Raw genomic sequence first — 26,758 nt, forward strand, 5'->3', positions numbered from 1 at the left:
GCTACTTGTCGGGGCTGTCGATGGTCAGGGCCTGGCGCGCCGTCACGTTGCTGGGCAACGGCGCACTGCGACCAATCCACTCGCCAGCGGTGGGCTGGCCTGCGCGGGAGACCCGGGCAACGAGTTGGACTTCGGGGAAGTTGGACAGTTTCAGCTGCGGCATCATCGCGTCGGCGTCCGTCAGCTCCACGTCCACCGGCAGATCGGCAACCGTCACGCGCTTGACCGCCAACGGCGCAGGCGGCCCGGTCACGGCACGCGCGAAGACAAACACAGTGTCACCCGGCAGCACCTTGGCCTTGAGCGCAGCGGACAGCGTCACCCGCACTTTCAGCGTGGCGCCCTGCTCCGCGACCACCGGCGTCTGCGTCAACGTACCGCCATTGGCCGTCACCTTGTCGGCGGCCCGGGCTATACCGCCCTCAAGCGCCGCACGGGATGGATCATCGGCCGGCAGCACCGCCAGCAGACGCTTCCAGTAATCCACCGCTTCCTGATAGCGCTGGCCCTCGAACGCGGCGATGCCTTTGAGGCCCAGGCTGGTGACTTCCCTGGGGTCCAGCTTCAGGGCTTCATCGGACAGCGCCTGAACCTGCGGCGACCACCGCTTGTTCCCGGCAAAGTACAACGCCTGCGCCCATTGCCCCAGCAATTGCGGCTGACGGCCGGCCAGGTTCGCCGCGCGCTCGAACAGGGCGGCGGCGTCCGCCGGGCGATCCTGGGCCATGTAGGTACGCGCCAGAAAGTAAACACCTTTGGCCGAGTCCGGCTGGGCTTTGACCGCGCGTTCAAGACGGTGGGTCATTTCCACCATCGAACCGGGCGGCTGGGCGAACTCACGGGTCAGCTCGACCTTGTCGCTGGCCCCGAAGTGCAGGTACAAGGCAAACCCGAACACCGGCACCAGCAGCGCCGCCAGCAACGGCAACGGTTTGCCCAGCCGCGAGACCGGCTGGACGTCGGCGCCTTCGGTGTCCGACAGCAACTCACGCGCCGCCTCGGCGCGGCCGGTGTCCATTTGCGAGGAGGTCAACACACCCTCCTCCTGCTGGCTTTGCAGCTCGGCCAGGCGTTCCTGATACAACGCGACGTTCAGGGCGGTGCGGTCTTCTTCGCTTTGCAGGCGACGACCCCGCACCACGGGAATCAGCAGAAAACCAAGGGCGACCAGCAACAGCAGGCCAGCGGCTAGCCAAAAATCAATCATTCGTGGTTTTTATCCAACAGGTGGGCGAGGCGCTGACGCTCCTCGTCGGAAAGCACTTGGGTGTCGGCGGTTCGTTTGCTGCGCCGACGCACGACGATCACGCCGATCAGCAGCACACCGCCCAGCAACAGGCCAGCGGGGCCGAACCACAACAACCAAGTCCGGGCGCTGAGCTCAGGCTTGTAGCGCACAAACTCGCCGTAGCGATCGACCATGAAGTCGATGATCTGCTGATTGCTCTGGCCTTCGCCGAGCATGCGGTAGATCTCTTTGCGCAAGTCCGCGGCGATGGGCGCGTTGGAGTCGGCGATGTCCTGGTTCTGGCACTTGGGGCAGCGCAGCTCTTTGGTCAATTCGCTGTAACGCGCCCGCTCGGCTTCGTTCTTGAAGGTGTAGGCGTCGATGGCGGCGTGGGCGGTCCCCACGCAAGCCAGGGCGAACATCGCGGCCAGCAGCAGACGCTTCATTGCCGGGCCTCATCAACCAGGCCCTGATACTGACCGGCCAGTTTGTCGCGCCAGACGGTTTCGTCGATCACGCCGACGTGCTTGTAGCGAATGATGCCCTTGCTGTCGATCAGGAAGGTCTCCGGGGCGCCGTATACGCCCAGGTTCACGCCGAGCGTGCCCGCTTCATCGCGGATGTTCATCTGGTAGGGATCCTGGAAATCCTTCAGCCACTTTTGCGCGTCGGGGTTGATGTCCTTGTAGTTGATGCCGTAAATCACCACGCCCTGTTGCGCCAGTTTGGTGAGCACCGGGTGCTCGACGCGACAGGCGACGCACCAGGTCCCCCAGACGTTGACCAGCGCCGGTTTGCCCAGCAGGTCGGCGCGGGTGATGACCTTGTCGCTCTGCACCGCCGGCAGTGAAAACTCGGGGAACGGCTTGTTGATCAACGCCGACGGCAGCTCGGCCGGGTCCAGGTACAGCCCGCGATACAGAAACGCCGCCACGCCCAGAAACAAAACCAGCGGAATCAACAACACCCAGCGCTTCATACCGCCGCTCCCGACAGGCCCAATGCATCACGGACCTTGCTGCGCACCTTGACCCGATAACGCTTGTCCAGCGCCGCCAGCACACCGCCCAGTGCGGTGATCAGGCCGCCGAACCAGATCCAGCGCACGAACGGTTTGACGTGGACGCGCACGGCCCACGCACCGTTGTCCAGCGGTTCGCCCAGGGCGACGTACAGATCGCGGGTGAACCCGCCGTCAATACCGGCCTCGGTCATCATCGATTGCTGCACGGTGTACAGCCGTTTTTCCGGGTGCAGCACGGTGACTTCCTTGCCGTCTTTTAGCACGCGAATGGTGCCGCGATCAGACGTGAAATTCGGGCCCTGATAATGCTGCGCGCCCTCGAACACAAACATATAGCCCCCCAGCTCCATGGACTCGCCAGGGGCCAGGCGCAGGTCGCGCTCAGAGCTGTTCTGGCTGGACAACACCACGCCCAGCGCCAGGATCGCGATGCCGATGTGCGCCACTTGCATGCCCCAGTAACTGCGGGTCATGGCGCGTGCGCCCTTGATCAAACCTTTGTGCCGCGTCTTGTCCAGCAGGTCACGCACCCCGGCCAGCAACACCCAGGCGGCGAGCATGCAAGCCGCGAGCACGCCCCAATGAAAGTCGCTCATGGCAAACGCGGCGATGGCGCCCAGTACCGCGCTGCCCACCAATACCGGCGCGAGCATGCTCAGCAGCCATTTGACCGGCGTGGTTTTCCAGCGCACCAGCACACCCACCGCCATGACTGCCATCAACAGCGCCATCAACGGCACGAACATCGCGTTGAAATACGGCGGGCCCACGGACATCTTCGCCCCGCTCAGGGCATCGACCGCCAGCGGGTAAAGCGTGCCCAGCAGGATCATGGACGCGGCAACCACCAGCACCAGGTTATTGCCCAGCAGCAGCGTTTCCCGGGACCAGAGGCTGAAACCGACGTGGCTTTTGACCACCGGGGCGCGGATGGCGAACAGGGTCAGCGAACCGCCGACCACCATCAGCAGGAAAATCAGGATGAACACGCCGCGCGCCGGGTCCGAGGCGAACGCGTGCACCGACGTCAGCACCCCGGAGCGAACCAGGAAGGTGCCCAGCAGGCTCAGGGAAAACGCGGCAATTGCCAGCAGTACCGTCCAGCTCTTGAACACGCCGCGTTTTTCAGTGACCGCCAGCGAGTGAATCAGCGCCGTGCCCACCAGCCAAGGCATGAACGAGGCGTTTTCCACCGGGTCCCAGAACCACCAGCCGCCCCAGCCGAGTTCGTAATAGGCCCACCAGGAACCGAGGGTGATGCCAATGCCGAGGAATGCCCAGGCGACGATGGTCCAGGGCCGCGACCAGCGAGCCCACGCTGCATCGAGCCGACCGCCGAGCAACGCAGCGATGGCGAAGGCGAACGCCACCGAGAACCCGACGTAGCCCATGTACAGCATCGGCGGGTGCACGATCAGGCCGATGTCCTGCAGCAGCGGATTGAGGTCACGTCCGTTCTGCGGAATCTGCGGCAGGATGCGGCTGAAGGGGTTGGAGGTGAGGATCAAAAACAGCAAAAAGCCGATGCTGATCATGCCCATGACCGCCAGCACCCGGGCCAGCATCACTTGCGGCAGCTGCCGGGAAAACACCGACACCGCGAAGGTCCAGCCGCCGAGAATCAGCGCCCACAGCAGCAACGAGCCTTCGTGGGCGCCCCACACGGCGCTGAATTTGTAATACCACGGCAACGCGCTGTTGGAGTTTTCCGCGACGTAGGCCACGGAAAAGTCGTCGACCATGAACGCGTAGGTCAGGCAGCCGAACGAAAACAGCAGGAACGCAAACTGCCCCCACGCCGCCGGTTGCGCCAGGCTCATCCACAGGCGGTCGCCGCGCCAGGCGCCGAACAGCGGCACGATGGCCTGCACGATGGCGAAACACAGCGCCAGAATCATGGCCAGATGGCCGAGTTCAGGAATCATCGGTTAACCCTGCTTGACTGGAATGGAGGGCGAACCCGGCGCGGATTGGCCACTGTCTTTCAGTGCTTTGGTGACTTCGGGGGGCATGTACTTCTCATCGTGTTTGGCCAGCACTTCATCGGCGACCACCACGCCCTCGGCGTTGAGCTTGCCGAGGGCGACGATGCCCTGCCCTTCGCGGAACAGGTCCGGCAGGATGCCACGGTAGGTGATGGTCACCGACTTGTTGAAATCGGTGACCACGAATTTGACGTCCAGCGAGTCGCTGGAGCGTTCTAGCGAGCCCTTTTCCACCATGCCGCCGGCGCGAATCCGCGTGTCGCGGGGCGCTTCGCCGCTGGCGATCTGGCTGGGGGTGTAAAACAGGTTGATGTTTTCCCGCAGCGCGCTGAGCGCCAGGGTCACGGCGATGCCGACACCGGCCAGAATCGCCAGGATGATCAACAGTCGCTTTTTGCGCAGCGGATTCACGTGGAGCTCTCCCGGCGCAAACGACGCGCCTCTTGTTGCAGGTAACGCCGACGTGCCAGCAACGGCGACGCCACATTGATAACCAGCACCGTCAGGCAAATGCCGTAGGCGGTCCAGACAAACAGGCCGTGCCTGCCCATGGCGAGGAAGTCGCCAAACGAATCGAAACTCATGAGGCACGTCCGTTCAAGCTTTTGAGCACTTCGTCTTTCACCCAACTGGCGCGGGCTTCGCGCTTGAGCACTTCCAGGCGCATCCGCAGCAGCAGCACCGCGCCGAAGAAGCAGTAAAACCCCAGCACGGTGAACAGCAACGGCAGCCACATTTCGGCAGGCATCGCCGGCTTTTCGGTGAGGCTGAAGGTCGCGCCCTGGTGCAGGGTGCTCCACCATTCCACGGAATATTTGATGATCGGGATATTGATCACGCCGACGATGGCCAGTACCGCGCAGGCCTTGGCAGCGCTGTCGCGGTTGGTGATCGCATTGCCCAGCGCAATCAGGCCGAAGTACAGGAACAGCAGAATCAGCATGGAGGTCAGGCGTGCATCCCACACCCACCACGAGCCCCAGGTCGGTTTGCCCCAGATGGCACCGGTGACCAGCGCCACGGCGGTCATCCAGGCGCCAATGGGCGCCGCGCATTGCAGCGCGACGTCGGCCATTTTCATCTTCCAGACCAGCCCGACCACGCCGCACACTGCCAGCATCACGTAGCACGATTGCGCCAGCATGGCCGACGGCACATGGATGTAGATGATGCGAAAGCTGTTGCCCTGCTGGTAGTCCGGCGGCGCGAACGCCAGGCCCCAGACCACGCCGATGCCGATCAGCAAAACGGCGGCGACGCTCAGCCACGGCAACAGACGGCCGCTGATGCCGTAGAACCATTTGGGTGAGCCCAACTTGTGAAACCAGGCCCAACTGATGCCATTTTTAACTTTGGCGGTTGTGTTCATCACGGTGCTCTTGATGACGCTTCTTTTAACGAAGCTGTCAGGGTTACGGCGACGGACTCAACATGTCCGCCCAGTCATAAGCCGATTATTCGCCGACGCTGATCTTCAATCCAGCCGCAATGGCAAAGGGTGTCAGGGTTACCGCCAGGGCCGTCAGGCTGCCCAGCCACAGCAGATAACCGGTCGCGGGCATGCCTTGAAGGGCCGCCTGCAACGCGCCGCTGCCCAGAATCAACACCGGGATGTACAGCGGCAGTATCAATAACGCCAGCAGCAGCCCGCCGCGTTTGAGCCCCACCGTCAGCGCTGCGCCGACCGCGCCCAGCAGGCTCAGCACCGGCGTGCCCAGCAGCAATGACAGCAGCAACACCGGCAGGCATTCGCTCGGCAGGCCCAGCATCAGGGCCAGCAAGGGCGCCAGCAACACCAGCGCCAGGCCGGAAAACGCCCAATGTGCCAGCACCTTTGCCAGCACCAGCAGCGCCAAAGGGTGCGACGAAAGCACCCACTGTTCAAGTGAACCATCTTCAAAGTCGCTGCGAAACAGCCCGTCCAGCGACAACAGCACCGACAACAGGGCCGCGACCCAGACCAGCCCGGGGGACAGGGTTTTCAACAATTGGCTCTCGGGACCGACCGCCAGCGGGAACAGCGCGATGACGATGGCGAAGAACACCAGCGGGTTGAGCAACTCGGCAGGACGACGAAACAGCAAGCGGGCTTCGCGGGCGATCAACAGGGTAAACACGTGACTCATACGGCCCATTGCCCCAGATCGAGGTCTGTGTAACTGGCCGGGACGTGGCTCAGCGTGTGATGGGTGGTCAGCACCACGGCGCCGCCCTGCTCACAGTGCTCAGCCAGATGCCGCTCCAGTTGCGCGACGCCCTGCTTGTCGAGCGCGGTGAAGGGCTCGTCGAGAATCCACAGCGCAGGGCCCGGCAGATACAGACGGGCCAGCGCGACGCGGCGCTTCTGCCCCGCCGACAGCGTATGGCACGGCACGTCTTCGAAGCCACGCAGGCCGACGGCATCGAGCGCCGTCCAGAGGGCCGCGTTCTCGGCGCCGCTGTGCAGCGCGCAGAGCCAGGTCAGGTTCTCGATTGGGGTCAGCAGGTCCTTGATCCCGGCGGCGTGGCCGATCCACAGCAGGTGGTCGGCTCGGTTCTGATTGAGGGGCTGACCGTTGAGCAGCACCTGGCCGGCGGTGGGCTGCATCAGGCCGGACAGCAGACGCAGCAGGCTGGTTTTGCCGCTGCCGTTGGGGCCGCTGATCTGCAGCATGTCGCCCGCCGCCAGACGCAGTTCGAGATGCTCGAACAGCATTCGCCAGTCGCGCTCGCAAGCAAGCGCCGAGGCTTCCAGGACAGGGATCGGCATGCAGACCTTCTTTTCTCGTCGGGGGTGGCACGAACGGTTCAAGTCGCTATCCGGACGGCCGTTATAGTGGTGCAGATTCACGCGGACTCCGCGGGCCCACGCAGGCCTGCGCGGGTGCGAACGGCGCGATTATACATGCCATCACCGGGCACCAAGATGGCAAATTTTTCACAGGTCGGTATTTGATGACAGGCGACATTCCCAATCTCTCCGCGGTCAACCCTGCGGCGGCCCTGCTGCGCGCAGGCGTACCACCGGCGCAAGTGCTGCAATTGCTGCAACCGCGGGAGGGGCTGCTGCCCGCCGGACAGACGGCCGACGCGCAAGTGGTGAGCCTCAAACAGCTGGATCAGGACTTTCAACTGTTGCTCAAACTGACCCTGAACAACGGTCGGCAGACGACGTTTCCGGTCACCAGCTCGTTGCCGTTGTCCCCCGGAACCAGCGTCAACGTCGCCCAGGGTTCGGCGGACACACTGACCATCAGCCTGGCGGCCCTGCAAAAATCCAGCGCCAACACCCTGACCAGCATCGACACGCGACAACTGCCGGTGGGCAGCCTGCTGCAAGCCAAGGTCCTGACCACCCAGCTCGTCAGCCAAGTGACCGGTCAGCCCGGCGTCTATCGCTCCCTCGTCAGCCTGCTCAATACGGCGCTGGCGGGGAGCAATCTGGAGATCGAAAGCCCGCAGCCGCTGCGCGCGGGCAGTCTGCTCAGCGCCCAGGTGCAAAACAGCCAAGCCTTGAATTTCGTGGCGTTGCCCGACCGTTTCGATCAGTTGGCGCTGGCCCAGCAGTTGTCCACCCAACAGAGTCGTCAGGGGTCGCTGCAGGGCTTGCTGGTCGCGTTGCAGAATCTCCCGGACACCGACAACAGCATGCCAGCCCCCCTGCGGGCGAGCATTGATCAGTTGCTGGCCGATCTGCCGGATCTCCAGCAGATGACCACCCCCAAAGGCGTGGCCCAGGCCCTCAGCGGCAGCGGGTTATTCATGGAGTCGCGGTTGCTGGCCGGGTTGAACCCTGCGCTGGTGCCCGACACCAAGACCAACCTGCTGCGCCTGATTTCGCAACTGTTGCCCGGCCTGCCGGGCAACGTAAATTACGACGCCGCTGCGGCCGCCAACACCCTGGCCCGGGCGATGCCGAACATGCTCAGGAGTGCGCTGGGCATGCTGGGCCAGGTCGCGGCACGTACCCCGCCGACCAGTTTTCCGCTGCCGGCCCGCTCGATGGGCAACCCTGAAAACGAAGACGACCTGGAAACCCTGCTCAAGCTCGCGGCGGCAGCGGTGTCGCGCCTGCAAAGCCACCAGCTCGGCGGTTTGGAGCAGACCCGCACGGCCTCGGATGGCACTCAGGTCACGACCTGGCAGCTGGAAATCCCCATGCGTAACGCCCACGACATCGTGCCGTTGCAGGTCAAATTGCAGCGCGAAGACCCGCCGGAGCGCGAAGAAGCCCGGGACGAACGCGAGGTGAGGGAAAAGGAAAAATTGTGGCGGGTGGAACTGGCATTCGATCTGGAACCGCTGGGGCCGCTGCATGTGCAGGCGCAACTGGTGGGCGGCCATCTGTCCAGCCAGCTGTGGGCGGAACGTGCAGCCAGCGCGGCCTTGATCGACAGCGAGCTGGGGAGTTTGCGCGCGAGGCTGGTGGCCTGCGGCTTGAACGTCGGCGACCTGGCGTGCAACACCGGCACCCCGCCCCAAGGCGCACGCACCGTGCTCGAACAACGCTGGATCGACGAGAACGCCTGATGAGTACGCCCAACGCCCCTCCCCGCCAAGTCGTCGCCCTCAACTACGACGGCCAGCAAGCCCCGACCCTGACCGCCAAGGGCGACGACGCCCTGGCCGAAGCCATCCTGGCCATCGCCCGGGAATACAAAGTCCCCATCTACGAAAACGCCGAACTGGTGAAATTGCTCGCACGCATGGAACTGGGCGACAGCATCCCCGAAGCGCTCTACCTGACCATCGCCGAAATCATCGCCTTCGCCTGGCGCCTGAAAGGCAAAGTCCCGGAAGGCTTTGACCCCGATGCCGGGCCGGTGGAGCGGGATATCACTCCGCGTTGAGACGTGACCCGAAACGGTCGCCGGCACCCTAACGCCGGTGTGGGAGGGAGCTTGCTCGCGATAAGCCGGACGATGCCCGATCTGGCGGAGCGGACGTGTTCGCGAAGCGTTATGACTGATCCTCGGTGATCGTTCCCACGCTCCGCGTGGTAATGCCGATACGGACGCTCTGGGTCCAAGGATGACGCGGAGCGTCGCGGGCGGCGCGCCCACGCGGAGCGTGGGTACGATCAAGTTTTACCGATCCGGTGCTTCTGTCACGCCGCCATCGCAGCCTCGCACGGGCTCGTCAGCTCCTACAGGTTCGTCATACTGCGAGAAGAATTCGGTGATCGTTCCCACGCTCCGCGTGGTGATGCCGATACGGACGCTCCGCGTCCAAGGATGACGCGGAGCGTCGCGGGCGGCGTGCCCACGCAGAGCGTGGGAACGATCAATCGCAGCCTCGCACGGGCTCGGCAGCTCCTACAGGGATCGCAGGCTCAGGGCAATCAACCGTTGCCGTGAACCCGGGTCATGAGTTGTGCTTCGGCCTGGGTCAGGCCGCAGGCCTGGGTGAGTTCGTCGACGCTGGCGCCCATGGTGACCAGGCGGGCCGCCTGGGCAAACGACAAGGTGGACGGATCGCGCTGTTCGAGGATCGTGATCTTGTCCGGCAACGGCGCGACGATGGCCCGCAGATCATGCAGTTCCTCACCCATCCTGACCGTCCCGCCCTGGTAGTTTTCCAGGCGCCGGGCCAATTCGCGGATGCGTTGATCACGCAGCGAATCGGCTTCGAGCTGCTGCGTGGCCAATGTGCGCTGGCGCTTGGTGTGGGCCATGAACATGACAACGCTCACCACCCACAACACCGCCAGAAAGATTACCGCGACCTCGAGAATCAATCAGATGCTCTCCAGCTCGGACCACTCTTCTTCGGACATCATCTTGTCCAGTTCGACGAGGATCAGCAGTTCGCCGTTCTTGTTGCAGACGCCCTGGATGAACTTGGCCGACTCGTCGTTGCCAACGTTTGGCGCGGTTTCGACTTCCGACTGACGCAGATAAACCACCTCGGCGACGCTGTCGACCATGATCCCGACCACTTGCTTGTCGGCCTCGATGATCACGATACGCGTGTTATCGCTGACTTCAACCGGCGGCAGACCAAAGCGCTGACGGGTGTCGATCACGGTCACGACATTACCGCGCAGGTTGATGATGCCCAGCACGTAGCTCGGCGCACCCGGGACCGGCGCGATCTCGGTGTAACGCAGCACTTCCTGGACCTGCATCACGTTGATGCCATACGACTCGTTGTCCAGGCGGAAGGTGACCCACTGCAGGATCGGATCTTCGGAACCCTGTGCTGACGACTTATTCATAAACCCAACCCCTTGCCTATTGCGCTGTACGGACGACGTGTTCACGCCGGCCTGTGTTTAATCGATGGTTTGTCACTTGAGCGTTTTCATCTGCTTGACCGCGCCACTTGCAATCAGCTCGGCCAATTCGGAAACATCCAGCAGCGCGCACATGTGTTCGATCACCGTGCCCGCCAGCCATGGTCGCTGGCCCCGATGGGAGCGCCATTTGATTTCATCGGGATCCAGACGCAGCGAACGGCTGACCTGATGCACCGCCAGTCCCCATTCGTAACCCTGCACCGAAATCACGTATTGCAGCCCCTGACGAAAGTCGTCGCGGTAGCGATCCGGCATGATCCAGCGCGCTGTATCCAGCACCTTCAGGTTGCCGGCCTGGCTGGGCAGAATCCCCAGGAACCAGTCCGGTTGACCGAACAGCGGCGTCAGCTCATGGCCGGCCAGCGGATAAATCGAGCCCAGGCACACCAGCGGCACAGCCAGGGTCAGACCGGCAACGTCGAACAGCAGGCATTCGAACGGCTCGGCGGCCCAGGCCGGCCGGGCATCCGGCGTCGGCGGTGGCGTCGGGTTGCGCTGGGACGGCAGATGAACATCGGCCACCGGCTCGATCAGCGCAGGTACGTCCATCACCGGCATGACGACCGGACTGATGATCACCGGCGCTTCCATCACCTGGGCGACCGCAGGCTCAGCCATAGCCACAGCCACCGGGGCAGGCGTGGCAACGGCGACGGCCAGCGCCAGCGGTTTCGGCACCAGGCGCAGGCGTGCGTCATAGGCCTGCTCTTCGCGCACGGCCGCTTCAAAATCGTCGACAACCTCTGGCTCCGCCAGCAACTCCTCGGTCGCGTCCTGAAGCAACGCGTCGAGGTAGTTCTGCAGCGCCAGTTGTGGCCGTGATGCAATGTCCAGAGGGCGGTTCATAGTGGAGCCCGAGAAAAAGTGATGCGAGTGCCGCCTGAATCCTGTATCGGCTGCAAGGACTGCGGACTTGAATGCGACAGCACCTGGCGAGGCATTAAATGATCAGCGGCCACGTCAAGCCACCTGCCCGACGAGTTGCTCGGTCAGCAGGTGCTTGAGCAACGCGCGATAGGCCAGCACGCCCCGGCTTTTATTATCGAACTGCGACGGCGTCACCCCTGCCCGGCTGGCGTCACGCAAGCGCGTGTCCACCGGCACGTAGGCGTTCCAGACATGCTCGGCAAAGCTGTCGCGCAGCAGCTTGAGCGTACTCATCGACGCCTGGGTGCGGCGGTCGAACAAGGTCGGGACGATGGTGTAAGGCAGCGGCACCTTGCGCGAGCGGTTGATCATCGCCAAGGTGTTGACCATGCGCTCCAGCCCTTTGACGGCCAGAAATTCTGTCTGCACCGGAATCGCCAGCTGCTGGCTGGCGGCCAGCGCGTTGACCATCAACACGCCCAGCAACGGCGGGCTGTCGATGATGGCGTAATCAAATTCCTGCCACAGCTGGGCCAGGCTCTTGGCAATCACCAGCCCCAGTCCGCCCTGGGCCGGGGACTGACGCTCAAGGGTGGCCAGCGCGGTGCTGGAAGGCAGCAGCGAAATACGTTTGTCACTGGTGGGCAGCAGCAACTGAGCAGGCAGTCCGGCCGGCACCACGCCCTTGTGCAGGAACAGATCAAAACAGCTCTGTTCGAGTTCGTCGGGGTTGTGGCCGAAGTAGCTGGTCATTGAGCCGTGGGGATCGAGGTCGACAACGACCACACGCTTGCCCGCCTCGGCCAGCAAACCGGCTAAGGCGATGGAGGTGGTCGTCTTCCCGACTCCACCTTTCTGGTTGGCGACTGCCCACACTCTCATGTTTCGTGATTCCGGCTGGTCAAACGACGACCGAGGCTATTAAGGGGCGGATGACGAAGATTTGACGCCCTGCGGTGCTTTGGCGGGTGCCGGTGCAGTTTGTGTGCCAGCACGGCGCAACGCGGCATCGGGTTTTGCATTGGCCGCAGCGCCGGAACCGGTCAGGCTGCGACGCACGTCCAGGTTGCGCGAGATCACCAGCACCACGCGCCGGTTGCGGCCTCGCCCGTCGGCCGTGGTGTTGGGCGCCAGCGGCTGGAATTCGCCATACCCCACCGAGGCCAGGCGGGCAGGATTGATGCCGTCCATGGCCAGCATGCGCACGATGCTCGAAGAGCGGGCCGAGGACAGTTCCCAGTTGCTCGGGAACTGCGCGGTGTTGATCGGCTTGTCGTCGGTGAAACCTTCGACGTGGATCGGGTTGTCGAACGGCTTGACGATGGTCGCCACCCGGTCGATCAGGTCGAAGGCCTTGTCGCTGGGCATGGCGTCGCCGCTGCCGAACAGCATGTTGGAATTGAGCTCGATCTCGATCCACAGCTCGTTGCCGCGCACGGTCATTTGCTTGGACGCGATCAGGTCGCCGAACGCGGTGTTGACGTCGTCGGCGATCTTCTTCAGCGGATCGTCAGCGGCCTGGCCGATGGCGGTGTCGCTCTGCTCGCTCTCGACCACCAGCGGGTCGGCGGGCCTGACCGTCTGCGGTTTCTGCTCGCCGATGGGAATCGGCTTGACGCTGCGCTCGGCCTCGTTGAATACCCCGACCAACGCCTCGGACAGCACTTTGTACTTGCCCTCGTTGAGCGAAGAAATCGAGTACATGACCACGAAAAACGCGAACAGCAAGGTGATGAAATCCGCGTAGGACACCAGCCAGCGTTCGTGATTCTCGTGTTCTTCGTGTCGCCGGCGTCGGGCCATGGTCAGTCCGTCATTCCATGAAGCCTTGCAGCTTCAGTTCGATGGAGCGCGGGTTTTCACCCTCGGCAATCGACAGCAGGCCTTCGAGCAGCATTTCGCGGTAGCGCGATTGACGGATGGCCACGGCCTTGAGCTTGTTGGCCACCGGCAGCAGGAGCAGGTTGGCCGAGGCCACGCCGTAGATGGTGGCGATGAAGGCCACGGCAATGCCGCTGCCCAGTTGATTGGGGTCGGCCAGGTTGCCCATGACGTGAATCAGGCCCATGACGGCGCCGATGATGCCCACGGTCGGCGCATAGCCGCCCATGCTTTCGTACACCTTGGCCGCCTGGATGTCGCGGGTTTCCTGGGTGATGAAATCCACTTCCAGAATGCCGCGAATAGCTTCCGGCTCGGCGCCGTCCACCAACAGTTGCAGGCCTTTGCGCGCGTACGGATCAGGCTCGGAATCAGCGATGGATTCCAGCCCCAGCAGGCCTTCCTTGCGCGCGGTCAGGCTCCAGTTGATCACCCGGTCAATGCCGCCCGGCATGTCGATGCGCGGCGGGAACAGAATCCAGCCGAAAATCTGGATCGCCCGTTTGAATGCACTCATGGGCGTCTGCAGCAGGCACGCCGCCAGGGTGCCACCCAGTACGATCAAGGCCGCCGGGCCATTGAGCAACGCGCCCAGGTGCCCGCCTTCCAGAAAGTTGCCGCCGATGATGGCGACGAACGCGAGGATGATCCCGATCAGGCTGAGCACATCCATCAGATGCACGCCTCGACCAGGTGGCGACCGATGTCATCGAGCGGGTAGACGGCGTTGGCCAGGTCGGCTTTGACGATGGCCATCGGCATGCCGTAGATCACGCAACTGGCCTCGTCCTGCGCCCAGATGTGGCTGCCGCCCTGCTTGAGCAGACGCGCGCCTTCGCGACCATCGGCGCCCATGCCGGTCAAGACCACCGCCAGCACTTTGTCGCCATAGGACTTGGCCGCCGAGCCGAAGGTGATGTCCACGCACGGCTTGTAATTGAGGCGTTCGTCACCCGGCAGGATTTTCACCGCGCCGCGCCCGTCCACCATCATTTGCTTGCCGCCGGGGGCCAACAGGGCCAGGCCCGGACGCAAAATGTCGCCGTCCTCGGCTTCCTTGACGCTGATGCGGCACAGCTTGTCCAGCCGCTCGGCGAACGCTTTGGTGAACGCCGCCGGCATGTGCTGAATCAACACGATGGGCGCCGGGAAGTTTGCCGGCAGTTGCGTCAATACGCGCTGCAACGCCACCGGGCCGCCCGTGGACGTGCCGATCGCTACCAGCTTGTAGGCTTTGCGTTTGGGCGGTGGCGAAGACGGCGCGTGATGGGCGGGCGCAGCGCTTGCAGCCGGCGAAGCCGTGCGTGGCGCAGGGGCTGGCACACGACGCGGCGTGGCCAGCGTGCTGTGAGAAGCACTGGCCGTAGAAGGCGCGGCGCTCGCCGGTGCAGGCGCTGCGGCAGGCGTGCTGGCATAGCCGCCGACACGCCGATTGCTGCGAGAGATGCTGTGCACTTTCTCGCACAGCATCTGCTTGACCTTCTCGGGGTTGCGCGAGATGTCTTCGAAATTCTTCGGCAGGAAATCCACGGCACCGGCGTCCAACGCATCCAGGGTCACCCGGGCGCCTTCGTGGGTCAGTGAAGAGAACATCAGAACCGCCGTCGGGCAGCGCTGCATGATGTGACGAACCGCCGTGATGCCATCCATCATCGGCATTTCGTAGTCCATGGTGATCACATCAGGCTTGAGCGCCAGGGCTTGTTCGATGGCTTCCTTGCCGTTGGTCGCAGTACCGACCACTTGAATGGTCGGGTCCGAAGAGAGAATTTCCGAGACGCGTCGACGGAAAAACCCCGAATCGTCAACGACAAGAACCTTGACTGCCATAACCACTCCATAGAACGCGTGAGCCCCGAAGGGCCCCGCTCGCTCAGAATCAAATACGCCGTGCGGCGTAACGCTTGAGCATGCTCGGTACATCAAGGATCAAGGCGATGCGACCGTCACCGGTGATGGTGGCGCCCGACATGCCCGGCGTGCCTTGCAGCATCTTGCCCAGCGGCTTGATCACCACCTCTTCCTGACCCACCAGTTGATCGACGACAAAGCCGATGCGCTGGGTGCCGACCGAGAGGATCACCACGTGGCCTTCGCGCTGCTCTTCGTGAGCGGCGGAGCTGACCAGCCAGCGCTTGAGGTAGAACAGCGGCAGCGCTTTGTCGCGCACGATGACCACTTCCTGACCGTCGACGACGTTGGTTCTCGACAGGTCCAGGTGGAAGATCTCGTTGACGTTGACCAGCGGGAAGGCGAACGCCTGGTTGCCCAGCATCACCATCAGCGTCGGCATGATCGCCAGGGTCAACGGCACCTTGATCACGATCTTCGAGCCCTGGCCCTTGGTCGAGTAGATGTTGATCGAGCCATTGAGCTGGGAAATCTTGGTTTTCACCACGTCCATGCCCACGCCACGGCCCGACACGTCGGAAATCTCGGTCTTGGTCGAGAAGCCCGGCGCGAAAATCAGGTTGTAGCAGTCGCTGTCGCTCAGGCGGTCGGCGGCGTCCTTGTCCATCACCCCACGCTTGACCGCGATCGCTCGCAGCACAGCCGGGTCCATGCCCTTGCCGTCATCGGAAATCGACAGCAGGATGTGGTCGCCTTCCTGTTCGGCCGAGAGAATGACGCGCCCGCCCCGGGGCTTGCCCGATGCCTCGCGCTCTTCCGGCGACTCGATGCCGTGGTCGACCGCGTTGCGCACCAAGTGGACCAGCGGATCGGCCAGTGCCTCGACCAGGTTCTTGTCCAGGTCGGTTTCTTCACCCACCAGTTCCAGAGCGATTTCTTTCTTCAACTGACGCGCCAGATCGCGGACCAGTCGCGGGAAGCGGCCGAAGACTTTCTTGATCGGCTGCATCCGCGTCTTCATCACCGCGGTCTGCAAGTCAGCGGTGACCACGTCCAGATTGGACACGGCCTTGGACATGGCTTCGTCTGCGCTGTTGGCACCCAGGCGCACCAGGCGGTTACGCACCAGCACCAGTTCGCCGACCATGTTCATGATTTCGTCCAGCCGCGCGGTGTCAACCCGCACAGTGGTTTCGGCTTCGGACTTCTCGGCCGCAGGCGCAGCGGCTTTGGCAGGCGCAGCCGCCTTGGCCGCAGGGGGTGCAGCAGGCGCCGGCGATTTTGCAGGCTCGGCTTTTTTGGCCGGTGCCGAGACCGCAGCCGGGGCGCTGGCAATGGCGTCAGGCTCGAACTTGCCCTTGCCGTGCAGTTGGTCCAGCAGGTCTTCGAATTCGTTGTCGCTGATTTCGTCCGACGGTTTGCCACCGCTGGCGGCAGGTGCAGGTGGGGCTACCGGGGCGTCAGCAACTGGCAAGTCGGTGACGGTAGAATCGACCGAGAAGCTGCCTTTGCCGTGCAACTGGTCCAGCAGCGATTCAAATTCGTCGTCGGTGATTTCATCGGACGAGGTGCTGACCGCCGGGGCTGGCGGCGCAGGGGTTGCCACCGCATCCACGGCGAACTGGCCCTTGCCGTGCAGTTGATCCAGCAGCGATTCAAATTCGGCGTCGGTGATGTCGTCGCTGGCTTTGGCAGCCGGTGCGGCAGCGGGCGGCGCAGGGGCAACCGGCGCGGCGATCGGCGCGGATACTTTGCCGCCGGCGGCCTGGGCCTTGACGGCGTTGAGCGAATCCAGCAATTGCTCGAATTCGTCATCGGTGATGTCGTCCGACGGGTCGGCGACAGGCTCGGCAGCTACGGGAGCGGCGACGGCCACTTCGTCCGCAGCAGCAGGCTCGGCCAGACGCGCCAGCGCAGCCAGTAACTCCGGCGTTGCCGGGGTGACTTCGGTGCGTTCACGGACTTCGCCGAACATGGCGTTGACCGCGTCCAGGGCTTCAAGCACCACGTCCATGAGCTCGGAATCGACCCGGCGCTCACCTTTGCGCAGGATGTCGAAGACGTTTTCGGCGATGTGGCAGCATTCAACCAGCTCATTGAGCTGGAGGAAGCCGGCGCCCCCTTTTACAGTGTGAAAACCGCGAAAAATTGCATTGAGCAAGTCAGCGTCATCCGGGCGGCTTTCCAGCTCGACCAGTTGCTCGGACAGTTGCTCCAGAATCTCGCCGGCCTCAACCAGAAAATCCTGAAGGATTTCTTCATCGGCGCCGAAGCTCATTGGGGGGGTGCTCCTAAAATTTAACCGTCAACCGATCCAGGTCGTGGGCTAAGCCGTCAGTGGGGGTGATCCGGGGGCGGTCAAACATCACGCCGCCGGCTCACCACCGCTGTTGACTCAGAACCTAGAAACCCAGGCTGGATAGCAGATCGTCTACATCATCCTGACCGGATACGACGTCTTCACGTTTATCGGCATGAATCTGCGGACCTTCACCCTTGGAGTGAAGTTTTTCCTGTTCTTTTTGCTGACGGAAGACTTCCTGGTCGTGTTCGATGCCCGCGAAGCGGTCGACCTGGCTGGCCATGAGTACCAGCTTGAGCAGGTTGCTCTCGACTTCGGTCACCAACTGCGTCACGCGCTTGATCACCTGACCGGTGAGGTCCTGGTAATCCTGGGCCAGCAGAATGTTGTTCAGGTGGCCCGCCACTTCGTGGGTCTCCTGCTCGCTGCGGGTCAGGAACGTGTCGACACGGCGGGCCAGGTCGCGAAACTCTTCGGCACTGATCTCGCGCCGCATGAAGCGGCCCCAGTCGGCGCTCAAGGCCTGGGCGTCGGTGGTGAGCCCGTTCATCAACGGGGTGCTTTGCTCCACCAGATCCATGGTCCGATTGGCTGCGTTCTCGGTCAGCCGGACCACGTACGACAAGCGCTCTGTCGCGTCGGTGATCTGAGAGACCTCTTCGGCCTGGGGCATGCTCGGGTCGATCTGGAAGTTGACGATGGCGCTGTGCAGCTCACGCGTCAGCTTGCCGACTTCCTGATACAGGCCGCGATCCCGGGTCTGGTTCAGCTCATGGATCAGTTGCACGGCGTCGCCGAACTTGCCTTTTTCAAGGCTTTCGACCAGCTGCTGTGCGTGTTTCTTCAGGGTTGACTCAAAGTCACCCATTGTCGAATCTTTGGAATCCATAGCGCCCTCGCAGCGAACATCAGCTATTGACGCGCTCGAATATCTTCTCGATTTTTTCTTTCAGTACTTGCGCTGTGAAAGGCTTGACGACGTACCCGTTGACACCGGCCTGTGCGGCTTCGATGATCTGCTCACGCTTGGCTTCAGCGGTGACCATCAACACCGGCAGACTGCGCAGGCGCTCGTCGGCACGCACCTGACGCAGCAGGTCGATGCCGGACATGCCCGGCATGTTCCAGTCGGTCACCAGAAAATCAAACGAGCCGCTTTGCAACATCGGCAAGGCGGTGATGCCGTCATCTGCTTCGGCCGTGTTGGTGAACCCAAGGTCACGCAACAGGTTTTTTATGATCCGCCGCATCGTTGAGAAGTCATCAACGATGAGGATTTTCATGTTCTTGTCCAATTCGACCTCCAAGCAGTCTTTAACGCGTCCAGCACCTGGACGCGCGTTCAATCAATACCGGCACAGCTCGCTGACCGGGCTGCACGAAACCACGACGGGCTTGGCAAATAAATGCGGCAGAACACGACACGCAACGTGCGTTGCGGGTCTGTCAACGTGCTCGCCATTCTCCCAGACGCCCTCGCAAACGCGCGGCGCACTGGCTGTGCAACTGGCTGACCCGTGATTCGCTGACACCCAGGACCTCACCGATTTCCTTGAGGTTCAGCTCTTCGTCGTAGTACAGCGCCAACACCAGGCGTTCACGCTCTGGCAGATTGGCGATGGCCTCGGCCAACGCGCTCTGGAAACGCTCGTCTTCCAGATCCCGCGACGGCTCGAGCGACTGGCTTGCGCCGTCCTCGTGCAGCCCTTCATGTTCGCCGTCCTGTAACAGGTCGTCGAAACTGAACAGCCGGCTGCCCAAGGTATCGTTCAAAATCCCGTAGTAATCGTCGAGACTCAATTGGAGTTCGGCCGCAACTTCGTGATCTTTAGCGTCACGCCCGGTTTTCGCTTCGATTGAACGAATCGCGTCGCTGACCATGCGCGTGTTGCGGTGCACCGAGCGAGGCGCCCAGTCACCCTTGCGCACTTCATCGAGCATCGCGCCACGGATACGAATCCCGGCGTAGGTTTCAAAGCTGGCGCCTTTGGTGGAGTCGTACTTGGTCGACACTTCGAGCAGCCCGATCATGCCGGCCTGGATCAAGTCTTCGACCTGCACGCTGGCTGGCAGACGCGCCAGCAAGTGATAGGCAATCCGCTTGACCAAGGGCGCATAGCGCTCGATCAGCTCATACTGGGAATCACGGGACGATTTGCTGTACATGCGATACCCACTTGCTGTCATGACACTGGCCCTGCGCTGGTCTGATGCACCAGGCGTTCGACGAAAAATTCGAGATGCCCACGCGGATTGGCCGGCAGCGGCCAGGTGTCCACTTTCTGCGCGATGGCCTTGAACGCCAGCGAGCACTTGGAACGGGGAAACGCTTCGTACACCGCGCGTTGTTTCTGCACGGCCTTGCGCACGCATTCGTCGTACGGCACCGCGCCTACGTACTGCAGGGCGACGTCGAGGAAGCGGTCGGTGACCTTGGTCAGCTTGGCGAACAGGTTGCGACCTTCCTGCGGGCTCTGTGCCATGTTGGCCAGGACCCGGAAACGGTTCATGCCGTAGTCGCGGTTGAGCAACTTGATCAGGGCGTAGGCGTCCGTGATCGAGGTCGGCTCGTCGCACACCACCAGCAGCACTTCCTGGGCGGCGCGCACGAAACTCACCACCGACTCGCCGATCCCGGCAGCGGTGTCGATCACCAGCACGTCCAGGTTGTCGCCGATGTCGCTGAACGCCTGAATCAGCCCTGCGTGTTGCGCCGGGGTCAGGTGGACCATGCTCTGGGTGCCGGACGCCGCCGGCACGATGCGGATACCGCCCGGGCCCTGCAGCAGGACGTCGCGCAGCTCGCATCGACCTTCAACGACGTCGGCAAGGGTGCGTTTTGGCGTAAGCCCCAGCAGCACGTCGACGTTGGCCAGACCCAGATCGGCGTCCAGCAACATGACGCGGCGTCCAAGCTCGGCCAGCGCCAGTGAAAGGTTCACCGACACGTTCGTCTTGCCTACGCCACCTTTGCCACCGGTCACTGCAATAACCTGTACGGGATGCATGCTGCCCATGTTAATTGTTTACCTTGTCTTGCTTAGACCTAAGCCACATGTCGGGCTGCACGTTCGTGGTACGAACAATGCCTGGCAGACCAGCGAAGTGGGTGCATTCCAGTGTCATATTCTTCACCTAACCCACGCGCTTGCCAGGGCTGTGATAAAGATCCGCAAACATATCCGCCATCGCTTCCTCGCTTGGCTCCTCCTGCATCTGCACGCTGACCGCTCGACTCACCAACTGGTGCCGACGCGGCAAATGCAGATCATCCGGGATCCGCGGTCCATCGGTTAGATAGGCCACAGGCAATTCATGACTGATCGCCAAACTCAACACCTCTCCGAGACTGGCTGTTTCATCCAGTTTGGTCAGGATGCACCCGGCCAGACCGCAACGTTTGTAGCTGTGATAAGCCGCCGAGAGCACTTGCTTCTGGCTGGTGGTTGCCAGTACCAGGTAGTTGCGCGACTTGATGCCGCGCCCCGCAAGGCTTTCGAGTTGCAAACGCAGGGCTGGATCGCTGGCCTGCAGGCCTGCGGTATCGATCAGCACCACGCGCTTGCGCAGTAAAGGTTCCAGCGCCTGAGCCAGGGATTGCCCCGGATCGACGTGGGTGACGGGCACATTCAGGATCCGGCCCAGGGTTTTCAATTGCTCCTGGGCGCCGATCCGGAAACTGTCCATGCTCACCAGCGCGATGTTCTGTGCGCCGTATTTCAATACGTACCGGGCCGCCAGCTTGGCCAGCGTGGTGGTTTTGCCCATGCCGGCAGGGCCGACCATGGCGATCACACCGCCCTCTTCCAGTGGCTCTTCGTCCGGCGTCGCGATCATCCGCGCCAGGTTCGCCAGCAGCATGCGCCAGGCGTGCTGTTGGTCATCGGTGTTGGGCACCATCGCCAGCAGGTCGCGGGACAACGGGCCCGACAGGCCGACGCGTTGCAGACGACGCCACAGGTTGGCCTGGGCCGGGCGACTGCCTTGCAGCTGGTTCCAGGCTAGAGAGCCGAGTTGCACTTCGAGCAACTCGCGCAGGCCATTCAATTCGGAGCGCATCGACTCAAAGGCACGCTGCCCGCCCGCGGGTTCTGCGTACGCTGCACGCTCTGCACGGTCCGCCGCGACAGCCGCGTGGACCGAGGGACGGAACGGTTCATCCAGCGTCGGCTCGATGTGTTTTTCGTCGTCGCTCAACGGCAGGCCGGCGAACAGCTGGCGGTTGGTCGACGAGGTATCCAGTTCGCCACGGGTGCCGAGTTCGGCCTGGGCCGAGACGATGCGCGACTGGGTCTTGCGCAGCTCGTCTTCGAGTTCGATGTTCGGGACACGCGGCGCCAGCGCCGACAGTTTGTAATCGAGCGCGGCAGTCAGTTCCACGCCACCGGCAATCCGCCGGTTCCCGATGATGGCCGCTTCGGCGCCCAATTCATCACGAACCAGTTTCATGGCTTGTCGCATATCGGCGGCGAAAAAACGCTTAACTTGCATGACTCACTACCTCAGCCGTTCGGCCCGACAGTCGCTACGATGGTGACTTGCTTGTTGTCAGGAATTTCCTGATACGCCAATACATGCATGTTCGGTACAGCCAGGCGTCCAAAGCGGGACAACATGGCGCGAACCGGGCCTGCAACCAACAAAATAACCGGCTGGCCCTGCATCTCCTGGCGCTGCGCTGCGTCGATCAACGAACGCTGCAGCTTTTCCGCCATGCTCGGTTCCAGCAAAACGCCTTCTTCCTGACCCTGACCGGCCTTCTGCAGACTATTGAGCAATATCTGTTCCAACCTTGGCTCCAGCGTGATAACTGGCAGCTCCGGCTCAATGCCCACAATGCTTTGCACGATTGCTCGGGACAAACCGACCCGTACGGCCGCCACCAGCGCGGCGGTATCTTGACTCCGCGCAGCGTTGTTGGCGATGGCTTCGGCGATGCTGCGGATGTCGCGCACCGGCACCTGCTCGGCCAGCAACGCCTGCAACACCTTGAGCAGCGCCGACAGCGACAGAATGCCCGGAACCAGCTCTTCAGCCAGCTTGGGCGAGCCCTTGGCCAGCAATTGCATCAACTGCTGCACTTCTTCATGCCCGATCAATTCATGGGAGTGCTTGTACAAGATCTGGTTCAAGTGAGTGGCAACCACCGTGCTGGCATCTACCACGGTATAGCCGAGGGATTGCGCTTGCGCTCGCTGGCTGATTTCGATCCACACCGCTTCCAGGCCGAACGCCGGGTCTTTGGCGTTGATGCCATTGAGGCTGCCGAACACTTGGCCGGGGTTGATCGCCAGTTCGCGGTCCGGGTAAATCTCGGCTTCGGCCAGGGTCACGCCCATCAGCGTCAGGCGGTAGGCGCTGGGCGCCAGGTCGAGGTTGTCGCGAATATGGACAGTGGGCATCAGAAAGCCCAGTTCCTGAGACAGCTTCTTGCGCACGCCCTTGATCCGCGCCAGCAGTTGACCGCCTTGATTGCGGTCCACCAGCGGAATCAGGCGGTAGCCCACTTCCAGGCCGATCATGTCGATGGGGGTCACGTCATCCCAGCCCAGCTCCTTGGATTCCTGCGAGCGGGTCGGCGACGGCAGCAGCTCCTGTTGACGCTTGACCTCCTGCAACGCCATGACCTTGACCTGATCCTGTTTTTTCCAGAGCAGGTACGCGCCACCGGCCGCCAAGAGCCCGAGGCTGATGAACGAGAAGTGCGGCATGCCGGGCACCAGGCCCATGACGATCATGATGCCCGCCGACACTGCCAGCGCCTTGGGCGTGCTGAACATCTGGCGATTGATCAGCTTGCCCATGTCTTCGGAACCCGACGCACGGGTCACCATGATGGCGGCAGCGGTGGACAACAGCAGGGACGGCAACTGCGCCACCAAACCGTCACCGATGGTCAGCAGCGCGTAGACCTTGCCGGCGTCGGCAAAAGTCATGTTGTGCTGGAAGATACCGACCAGCATGCCGCCGATCAGGTTGATAAAGAGGATCAGCAAACCGGCGATGGCGTCACCGCGCACGAATTTGCTGGCGCCGTCCATGGAACCGTAGAACTCGGCTTCCTGGGCGACTTCAAGGCGACGGGCCTTGGCTTGCGGTTGATCAATCAGACCGGCGTTGAGGTCGGCGTCGATGGCCATCTGCTTGCCGGGCATCGCGTCGAGGGTGAACCGCGCGCTCACCTCGGAGATCCGGCCGGCACCTTTGGTCACCACCACGAAGTTGATGATCATCAGGATCGCAAACACTACGATACCGACCACGTAGTTACCGCCGATCACCACCTCACCGAAGGCCTGGATCACCTTACCAGCGGCGGCGTGACCGTCCTGGCCGTGAAGCATCACCACGCGGGTCGACGCCACGTTCAGCGCCAGACGCAACAGGGTCGCCACCAGCAGGATGGTCGGGAACACCGAGAAATCCAGCGGGCGCAACGCGTACACACAGACCAGCAACACCACGATGGACAGCGCAATGTTGAACGTGAAGAACACGTCCAGCAGAAACGGCGGCATCGGCAACATCATCATTGCCAGCATGACCAGCAACAGCAACGGCACACCCAATTGCCCGCGACCTAAACCGGACAGGTTGCTGCGGGCACTGCTGAGTAATTGAGAGCGATCCAATTCGTTACCTGCGCGCTAAATCAAACTTTTGACGCCGTAGGGCGACCTAACGCGGATATTGCAAGAAGGGGTCCAACTTCTGGCGCGCCGAAAAAAATATCAGAATGCCAGTATTCAGAAAATGGAGCGGAGGCAATGCAGCCCAGCATGATGCCTACCTGCAGGCGCGAATCCTCCCTCCCACAGACGGCCCAGCCGGGGAAGCATCCCTGTAGGAGCGAATTCATTCGCGAAACGTTGATCGTTCCTCACGCTCTGCGTGGGAATGCAGCCCCGTACGCTCCGCGCCCCTTGACGCGGAACGTCATTCGAAGCGCTACCACGCAGAGCGTGGAAGCGATCATCAGAGGTCCGGCCTGACACTGATCGTTCCTCACGCTCCGCGTGGGAATGCAGCCACGGACGCTCCGCGTCCCTTGACGCGGAACGTCATTCAAAGCGCTACCACGCAGAGCGCGGGAGCGATCATCAGAGGTCCGGCCTGACACTGATCGTTCCGGACGCTCCGCGTGGGAATGCAGCCCCGGACGCTCCGCGCCCCTTGACGCGGAGCGTCATTCGAGGCGCTACCACGCGGAGCGCGGGAGCGACCAAGAGCCGACGCCCATAACACCGATTCGCGAATGAATTCGCTCCTACAGCCTGTGCGACAGTCATTTAATGGTGGAAGGGAGCTTGCTCGCGATGGCGGTAGTACGTCCGACACATCTGCGGCGTCGGGATGATCATCGCGAGCAAGCGCCCTCCCACACAGTTCTTCAGGCGATCGGCGACCATCGCGATCACTCATCACGCCGCAAATCGGGCGGAATGGGCAGGGTGTCGCCCAGGGGGTTGGGGCGTTTGCCGCGGCCGGCGTGGTATTGGCGGATCTGGTAGACGTACGCCAGCACCTGCGCCACCGCCAGGTACAGCCCGGCCGGGATTTCCTGATCCAGCTCGGTGCTGTAGTAGATCGAACGCGCCAGCGCCGGGGACTCCAGCAGCAGGATGCCGTGCTGCCCGCCGATTTCGCGGATCTTCAGGGCAACGAAGTCGCTGCCCTTGGCCAGCAGGATCGGCGCCCCGCCCTTCTCCGCGTCGTATTTGAGCGCCACGGCGTAGTGGGTCGGGTTGGTGATGATCACGTCCGCCTCGGGAATGGCCGACATCATGCGTCGCTGCGACATATCGCGCTGCAACTGGCGAATCCGCTGCTTGACCTCGGGGCGCCCTTCACTGTCCTTGTGCTCGTCGCGCACTTCCTGCTTGGTCATCAGCAGTTTCTTGTGCGCTTCCCACAGCTGCACCGGCACATCCACCGCCGCGATGATGATCAGCCCGAACGCCATCCACAGGGTGCTCCAGCCCACCAGCTGCAGGCTGTGGATCACCGCCATTTCGATGGGTTCGTGGGCGATGGCGACCAGGTCATCCTTGTCCTTGGCCAGCACGACAATCGCCACCGCCAGCACAATCAGAAACTTGGCGAACGACTTCACCAGTTCGATCAACGCCTTGGGGGAAAACATCCGCTTGAGGCCCGCAGCCGGGTTCATGCGGCTGAATTTCGGGGCCATGGAGCCCGCGGCGAACAGCCAGCCGCCCAGGGAAATCGGGCCGATGATCGACGCCAGCATCAGTGACAACAACAGCGGCTGCATGGCCAGCAACGCCGCCTTGCCGGAGACCATCAGCATCCGGCTCATGGAGCCTTCGTCCATGAGCGCTTCGCGGGTGATGGTGAAGTTGTCGCGCATCAGCTGCATCATCATCTCGGCCAGGGCGCCGCCGAACGCCAGCAGACCGCCGGCACCGACGATCATGATCGCGACGGTGTTGAGCTCCTTGGAGCGGGCGATCTCGCCCTTCTCCCTGGAGTCCTTCTTGCGTTTGTCCGTGGGGTCTTCTGTCTTGTCCTGACCGTTCTCGTTTTCGGCCATATCAGCGCGCCCTGACCATGTCGCGTAGCAACTGCAAGGCGTCGACCGCCAGCGGCTGGTACTGATTGAGAATGTCGCCGAGGGTGACCCACAAAATCCCCATCCCCAGCACCAGTGTCACCGGAAAACCAATCGAGAAGATGTTCAACTGCGGCGCCGCCCGGGTCATCACGCCCATGGCGATGTTGACCACCAGCAGCGCCGTGATCGCCGGCAACACCAGCACCAGCGCTGCGCCCAGGACCCAGCCCAGCCGCAGCACCAGGTCCCAGATGTTGGCGGTCAGCAGCCCCTCGCCCACCGGCAGGGTGGTGAAGCTTTCGATCAGGGTTTCAAACACCACCAGGTGCCCGTTCATGGCCAGAAACAGCAACGTCACCAACATAGTGAAGAACTGCCCGACCACCGCCACCGACACACCGTTGACCGGGTCGACCATGGACGCGAAACCCATGCCCATCTGGATCCCGACGATCTGCCCGGCAATCACGAACGACTGAAAAAATAACTGCAGCGACAGGCCCAGGGCCGCGCCGATGATGATTTGCTGGGCGATCAGGATCAGCCCGCTGAGGTCCAGGGCATGCACTTCGGGCATCGGCGGCAAGGTGGGCGCCACCACCACAGTCATCGCCAGCGCCAGGTACAGGCGAACCCGCGTCGGCACCAGGGTCCCGCCGATGATGGGCATGGTCATCAGCAATGCGGCGATGCGGAACATCGGCAGCATGAACGTGGCCACCCAGGTACTGATCTGGGTGTCGGTGAGCGCCAGCACGGGATCCATCG

At 62.7% G+C, this 26,758-nt stretch carries 27 protein-coding genes; 2 read left to right on the forward strand and 25 right to left on the reverse strand.

All coding sequences use genetic code 11. The features are described from left to right. Position 1: 1 nt before the first annotated feature. The 9 genes from ccmI to ccmA form a co-directional block, all read right to left on the reverse strand. Positions 2-1,207, reverse strand: coding sequence for a c-type cytochrome biogenesis protein CcmI (ccmI, locus tag ABQX22_RS09830; RefSeq protein ID WP_349798923.1), 1,206 nt, complete (start codon positions 1,205-1,207; stop codon positions 2-4). Next, positions 1,204-1,674 (reverse strand): cytochrome c-type biogenesis protein, encoded by a 471-nt coding sequence (locus ABQX22_RS09835; protein WP_349798925.1) that lies wholly within the window; start codon positions 1,672-1,674, stop codon positions 1,204-1,206. Before ABQX22_RS09835 ends, ccmI begins: the two co-directional genes overlap by 4 nt. Next, positions 1,671-2,207, reverse strand: coding sequence for a DsbE family thiol:disulfide interchange protein (locus ABQX22_RS09840; RefSeq protein ID WP_349798927.1), 537 nt, complete (start codon positions 2,205-2,207; stop codon positions 1,671-1,673). Before ABQX22_RS09840 ends, ABQX22_RS09835 begins: the two co-directional genes overlap by 4 nt. Continuing rightward, a complete protein-coding gene (locus tag ABQX22_RS09845) occupies positions 2,204-4,177 on the reverse strand; it encodes a heme lyase CcmF/NrfE family subunit (protein ID WP_349798929.1) in 1,974 nt (657 codons plus the stop codon). The genes ABQX22_RS09840 and ABQX22_RS09845 overlap by 4 nt, the downstream gene beginning before the upstream one ends. Before the next feature lie 3 nt (positions 4,178-4,180). After that, a complete protein-coding gene (gene ccmE / locus ABQX22_RS09850; protein WP_349798931.1) occupies positions 4,181-4,648 on the reverse strand; it encodes a cytochrome c maturation protein CcmE in 468 nt (155 codons plus the stop codon). Then, a complete protein-coding gene (ccmD, locus tag ABQX22_RS09855) occupies positions 4,645-4,821 on the reverse strand; it encodes a heme exporter protein CcmD (RefSeq protein ID WP_349798933.1) in 177 nt (58 codons plus the stop codon). The genes ccmE and ccmD overlap by 4 nt, the downstream gene beginning before the upstream one ends. Continuing rightward, positions 4,818-5,606, reverse strand: coding sequence for a heme ABC transporter permease (locus ABQX22_RS09860; protein ID WP_349798935.1), 789 nt, complete (start codon positions 5,604-5,606; stop codon positions 4,818-4,820). The genes ccmD and ABQX22_RS09860 overlap by 4 nt, the downstream gene beginning before the upstream one ends. A gap of 85 nt (positions 5,607-5,691) precedes the next feature. After that, entirely contained in the window at positions 5,692-6,372 is a 681-nt protein-coding gene (gene ccmB, locus ABQX22_RS09865) for a heme exporter protein CcmB (protein ID WP_441005260.1), read from the reverse strand. Then, positions 6,360-6,986 (reverse strand): cytochrome c biogenesis heme-transporting ATPase CcmA, encoded by a 627-nt coding sequence (gene ccmA, locus ABQX22_RS09870; protein ID WP_349798939.1) that lies wholly within the window; start codon positions 6,984-6,986, stop codon positions 6,360-6,362. The genes ccmB and ccmA overlap by 13 nt, the downstream gene beginning before the upstream one ends. A 185-nt stretch (positions 6,987-7,171) precedes the next feature. Between ccmA and fliK the strand changes: the two genes are divergently transcribed. Beyond that, on the forward strand, positions 7,172-8,746 hold the full coding sequence (gene fliK, locus ABQX22_RS09875; RefSeq protein ID WP_349798941.1) for a flagellar hook-length control protein FliK: 1,575 nt from the start codon (positions 7,172-7,174) through the stop codon (positions 8,744-8,746). Then, positions 8,746-9,066, forward strand: coding sequence for an EscU/YscU/HrcU family type III secretion system export apparatus switch protein (locus ABQX22_RS09880; RefSeq protein ID WP_441005261.1), 321 nt, complete (start codon positions 8,746-8,748; stop codon positions 9,064-9,066). Before fliK ends, ABQX22_RS09880 begins: the two co-directional genes overlap by 1 nt. 491 nt (positions 9,067-9,557) lie before the next feature. Here the strand turns inward: ABQX22_RS09880 and ABQX22_RS09885 are convergent, their stop codons facing one another. From ABQX22_RS09885 to fliR, 16 genes are all read right to left on the reverse strand, one after another. After that, positions 9,558-9,953, reverse strand: a complete 396-nt coding sequence (locus ABQX22_RS09885; RefSeq protein WP_349798943.1) for a DUF2802 domain-containing protein — start codon at positions 9,951-9,953, stop codon at positions 9,558-9,560. Continuing rightward, positions 9,954-10,433, reverse strand: coding sequence for a chemotaxis protein CheW (locus ABQX22_RS09890; RefSeq protein ID WP_349798945.1), 480 nt, complete (start codon positions 10,431-10,433; stop codon positions 9,954-9,956). A gap of 72 nt (positions 10,434-10,505) precedes the next feature. Continuing rightward, positions 10,506-11,360, reverse strand: coding sequence for a chemotaxis protein CheW (locus tag ABQX22_RS09895; RefSeq protein ID WP_349798947.1), 855 nt, complete (start codon positions 11,358-11,360; stop codon positions 10,506-10,508). 114 nt (positions 11,361-11,474) lie between these two features. Further along, positions 11,475-12,263 carry a ParA family protein gene (locus ABQX22_RS09900; RefSeq protein WP_349798949.1) on the reverse strand — a complete coding sequence of 263 codons (789 nt, stop codon included), beginning with the start codon at positions 12,261-12,263 and terminating at the stop codon, positions 11,475-11,477. A gap of 39 nt (positions 12,264-12,302) precedes the next feature. Continuing rightward, on the reverse strand, positions 12,303-13,184 hold the full coding sequence (motD, locus tag ABQX22_RS09905; RefSeq protein WP_349798951.1) for a flagellar motor protein MotD: 882 nt from the start codon (positions 13,182-13,184) through the stop codon (positions 12,303-12,305). Between the two features lie 10 nt (positions 13,185-13,194). Then, entirely contained in the window at positions 13,195-13,935 is a 741-nt protein-coding gene (locus tag ABQX22_RS09910) for a flagellar motor protein (protein WP_349798953.1), read from the reverse strand. After that, entirely contained in the window at positions 13,935-15,092 is a 1,158-nt protein-coding gene (locus ABQX22_RS09915; protein ID WP_349798954.1) for a protein-glutamate methylesterase/protein-glutamine glutaminase, read from the reverse strand. Before ABQX22_RS09915 ends, ABQX22_RS09910 begins: the two co-directional genes overlap by 1 nt. Positions 15,093-15,141: 49 nt before the next feature. Then, positions 15,142-17,391, reverse strand: a complete 2,250-nt coding sequence (locus ABQX22_RS09920) for a chemotaxis protein CheA (protein ID WP_349798956.1) — start codon at positions 17,389-17,391, stop codon at positions 15,142-15,144. A 124-nt stretch (positions 17,392-17,515) separates the two neighbouring features. Continuing rightward, positions 17,516-18,283 carry a protein phosphatase CheZ gene (locus tag ABQX22_RS09925; RefSeq protein WP_349798958.1) on the reverse strand — a complete coding sequence of 256 codons (768 nt, stop codon included), beginning with the start codon at positions 18,281-18,283 and terminating at the stop codon, positions 17,516-17,518. A 40-nt stretch (positions 18,284-18,323) separates the two neighbouring features. Beyond that, the gene (gene cheY / locus ABQX22_RS09930; RefSeq protein WP_349798960.1) at positions 18,324-18,710 is read right to left on the reverse strand and encodes a chemotaxis response regulator CheY; all 387 of its coding nucleotides are present in this window, start codon (positions 18,708-18,710) and stop codon (positions 18,324-18,326) included. 151 nt (positions 18,711-18,861) lie between these two features. After that, the gene (fliA, locus tag ABQX22_RS09935) at positions 18,862-19,602 is read right to left on the reverse strand and encodes an RNA polymerase sigma factor FliA (RefSeq protein ID WP_349798962.1); all 741 of its coding nucleotides are present in this window, start codon (positions 19,600-19,602) and stop codon (positions 18,862-18,864) included. Further along, positions 19,599-20,432: a flagellar synthesis regulator FleN gene (gene fleN, locus ABQX22_RS09940; protein ID WP_349798963.1), complete on the reverse strand. Its 834-nt coding sequence runs from the start codon at positions 20,430-20,432 to the stop codon at positions 19,599-19,601. The genes fliA and fleN overlap by 4 nt, the downstream gene beginning before the upstream one ends. 118 nt (positions 20,433-20,550) lie before the next feature. Next, positions 20,551-21,906: a flagellar biosynthesis protein FlhF gene (gene flhF, locus ABQX22_RS09945; protein WP_349798965.1), complete on the reverse strand. Its 1,356-nt coding sequence runs from the start codon at positions 21,904-21,906 to the stop codon at positions 20,551-20,553. A gap of 11 nt (positions 21,907-21,917) precedes the next feature. Continuing rightward, positions 21,918-24,047 (reverse strand): flagellar biosynthesis protein FlhA, encoded by a 2,130-nt coding sequence (flhA, locus tag ABQX22_RS09950; protein ID WP_441005262.1) that lies wholly within the window; start codon positions 24,045-24,047, stop codon positions 21,918-21,920. A gap of 782 nt (positions 24,048-24,829) precedes the next feature. Beyond that, positions 24,830-25,969 carry a flagellar biosynthesis protein FlhB gene (gene flhB / locus ABQX22_RS09955; protein WP_349798966.1) on the reverse strand — a complete coding sequence of 380 codons (1,140 nt, stop codon included), beginning with the start codon at positions 25,967-25,969 and terminating at the stop codon, positions 24,830-24,832. Between the two features lies 1 nt (position 25,970). Then, positions 25,971-26,756, reverse strand: coding sequence for a flagellar biosynthetic protein FliR (gene fliR / locus ABQX22_RS09960; RefSeq protein WP_349798967.1), 786 nt, complete (start codon positions 26,754-26,756; stop codon positions 25,971-25,973). Between the last annotated feature and the right edge of the window lie 2 nt (positions 26,757-26,758).

Source organism: Xanthomonas sp. WHRI 1810A, assembly GCF_040202885.1.
In the GTDB taxonomy this organism is placed as follows: Bacteria; Pseudomonadota; Gammaproteobacteria; order Pseudomonadales; family Pseudomonadaceae; genus Aquipseudomonas.

Bases quoted from the DNA above. Each gene is read 5' to 3' on its own strand.
- ccmI (WP_349798923.1), bottom strand. From the start codon at position 1,207: ATGATTGATTTTTGGCTAGCCGCTGGCCTGCTGTTGCTGGTCGCCCTT.
- ABQX22_RS09835 (WP_349798925.1), bottom strand. From the start codon at position 1,674: ATGAAGCGTCTGCTGCTGGCCGCGATGTTCGCCCTGGCTTGCGTGGGG.
- ABQX22_RS09840 (WP_349798927.1), bottom strand. From the start codon at position 2,207: ATGAAGCGCTGGGTGTTGTTGATTCCGCTGGTTTTGTTTCTGGGCGTG.
- ABQX22_RS09845 (WP_349798929.1), bottom strand. From the start codon at position 4,177: ATGATTCCTGAACTCGGCCATCTGGCCATGATTCTGGCGCTGTGTTTC.
- ccmD (WP_349798933.1), bottom strand. From the start codon at position 4,821: ATGAGTTTCGATTCGTTTGGCGACTTCCTCGCCATGGGCAGGCACGGC.
- ABQX22_RS09860 (WP_349798935.1), bottom strand. From the start codon at position 5,606: ATGAACACAACCGCCAAAGTTAAAAATGGCATCAGTTGGGCCTGGTTT.
- ccmB (WP_441005260.1), bottom strand. From the start codon at position 6,372: ATGGGCCGTATGAGTCACGTGTTTACCCTGTTGATCGCCCGCGAAGCC.
- ccmA (WP_349798939.1), bottom strand. From the start codon at position 6,986: ATGCCGATCCCTGTCCTGGAAGCCTCGGCGCTTGCTTGCGAGCGCGAC.
- fliK (WP_349798941.1), top strand. From the start codon at position 7,172: ATGACAGGCGACATTCCCAATCTCTCCGCGGTCAACCCTGCGGCGGCC.
- ABQX22_RS09880 (WP_441005261.1), top strand. From the start codon at position 8,746: ATGAGTACGCCCAACGCCCCTCCCCGCCAAGTCGTCGCCCTCAACTAC.
- ABQX22_RS09890 (WP_349798945.1), bottom strand. From the start codon at position 10,433: ATGAATAAGTCGTCAGCACAGGGTTCCGAAGATCCGATCCTGCAGTGG.
- ABQX22_RS09895 (WP_349798947.1), bottom strand. From the start codon at position 11,360: ATGAACCGCCCTCTGGACATTGCATCACGGCCACAACTGGCGCTGCAG.
- ABQX22_RS09900 (WP_349798949.1), bottom strand. From the start codon at position 12,263: ATGAGAGTGTGGGCAGTCGCCAACCAGAAAGGTGGAGTCGGGAAGACG.
- motD (WP_349798951.1), bottom strand. From the start codon at position 13,184: ATGGCCCGACGCCGGCGACACGAAGAACACGAGAATCACGAACGCTGG.
- ABQX22_RS09910 (WP_349798953.1), bottom strand. From the start codon at position 13,935: ATGGATGTGCTCAGCCTGATCGGGATCATCCTCGCGTTCGTCGCCATC.
- ABQX22_RS09915 (WP_349798954.1), bottom strand. From the start codon at position 15,092: ATGGCAGTCAAGGTTCTTGTCGTTGACGATTCGGGGTTTTTCCGTCGA.
- ABQX22_RS09920 (WP_349798956.1), bottom strand. From the start codon at position 17,391: ATGAGCTTCGGCGCCGATGAAGAAATCCTTCAGGATTTTCTGGTTGAG.
- ABQX22_RS09925 (WP_349798958.1), bottom strand. From the start codon at position 18,283: ATGGGTGACTTTGAGTCAACCCTGAAGAAACACGCACAGCAGCTGGTC.
- fliA (WP_349798962.1), bottom strand. From the start codon at position 19,602: ATGACAGCAAGTGGGTATCGCATGTACAGCAAATCGTCCCGTGATTCC.
- fleN (WP_349798963.1), bottom strand. From the start codon at position 20,432: ATGGGCAGCATGCATCCCGTACAGGTTATTGCAGTGACCGGTGGCAAA.
- flhF (WP_349798965.1), bottom strand. From the start codon at position 21,906: ATGCAAGTTAAGCGTTTTTTCGCCGCCGATATGCGACAAGCCATGAAA.
- flhB (WP_349798966.1), bottom strand. From the start codon at position 25,969: ATGGCCGAAAACGAGAACGGTCAGGACAAGACAGAAGACCCCACGGAC.
- fliR (WP_349798967.1), bottom strand. From the start codon at position 26,756: ATGGATCCCGTGCTGGCGCTCACCGACACCCAGATCAGTACCTGGGTG.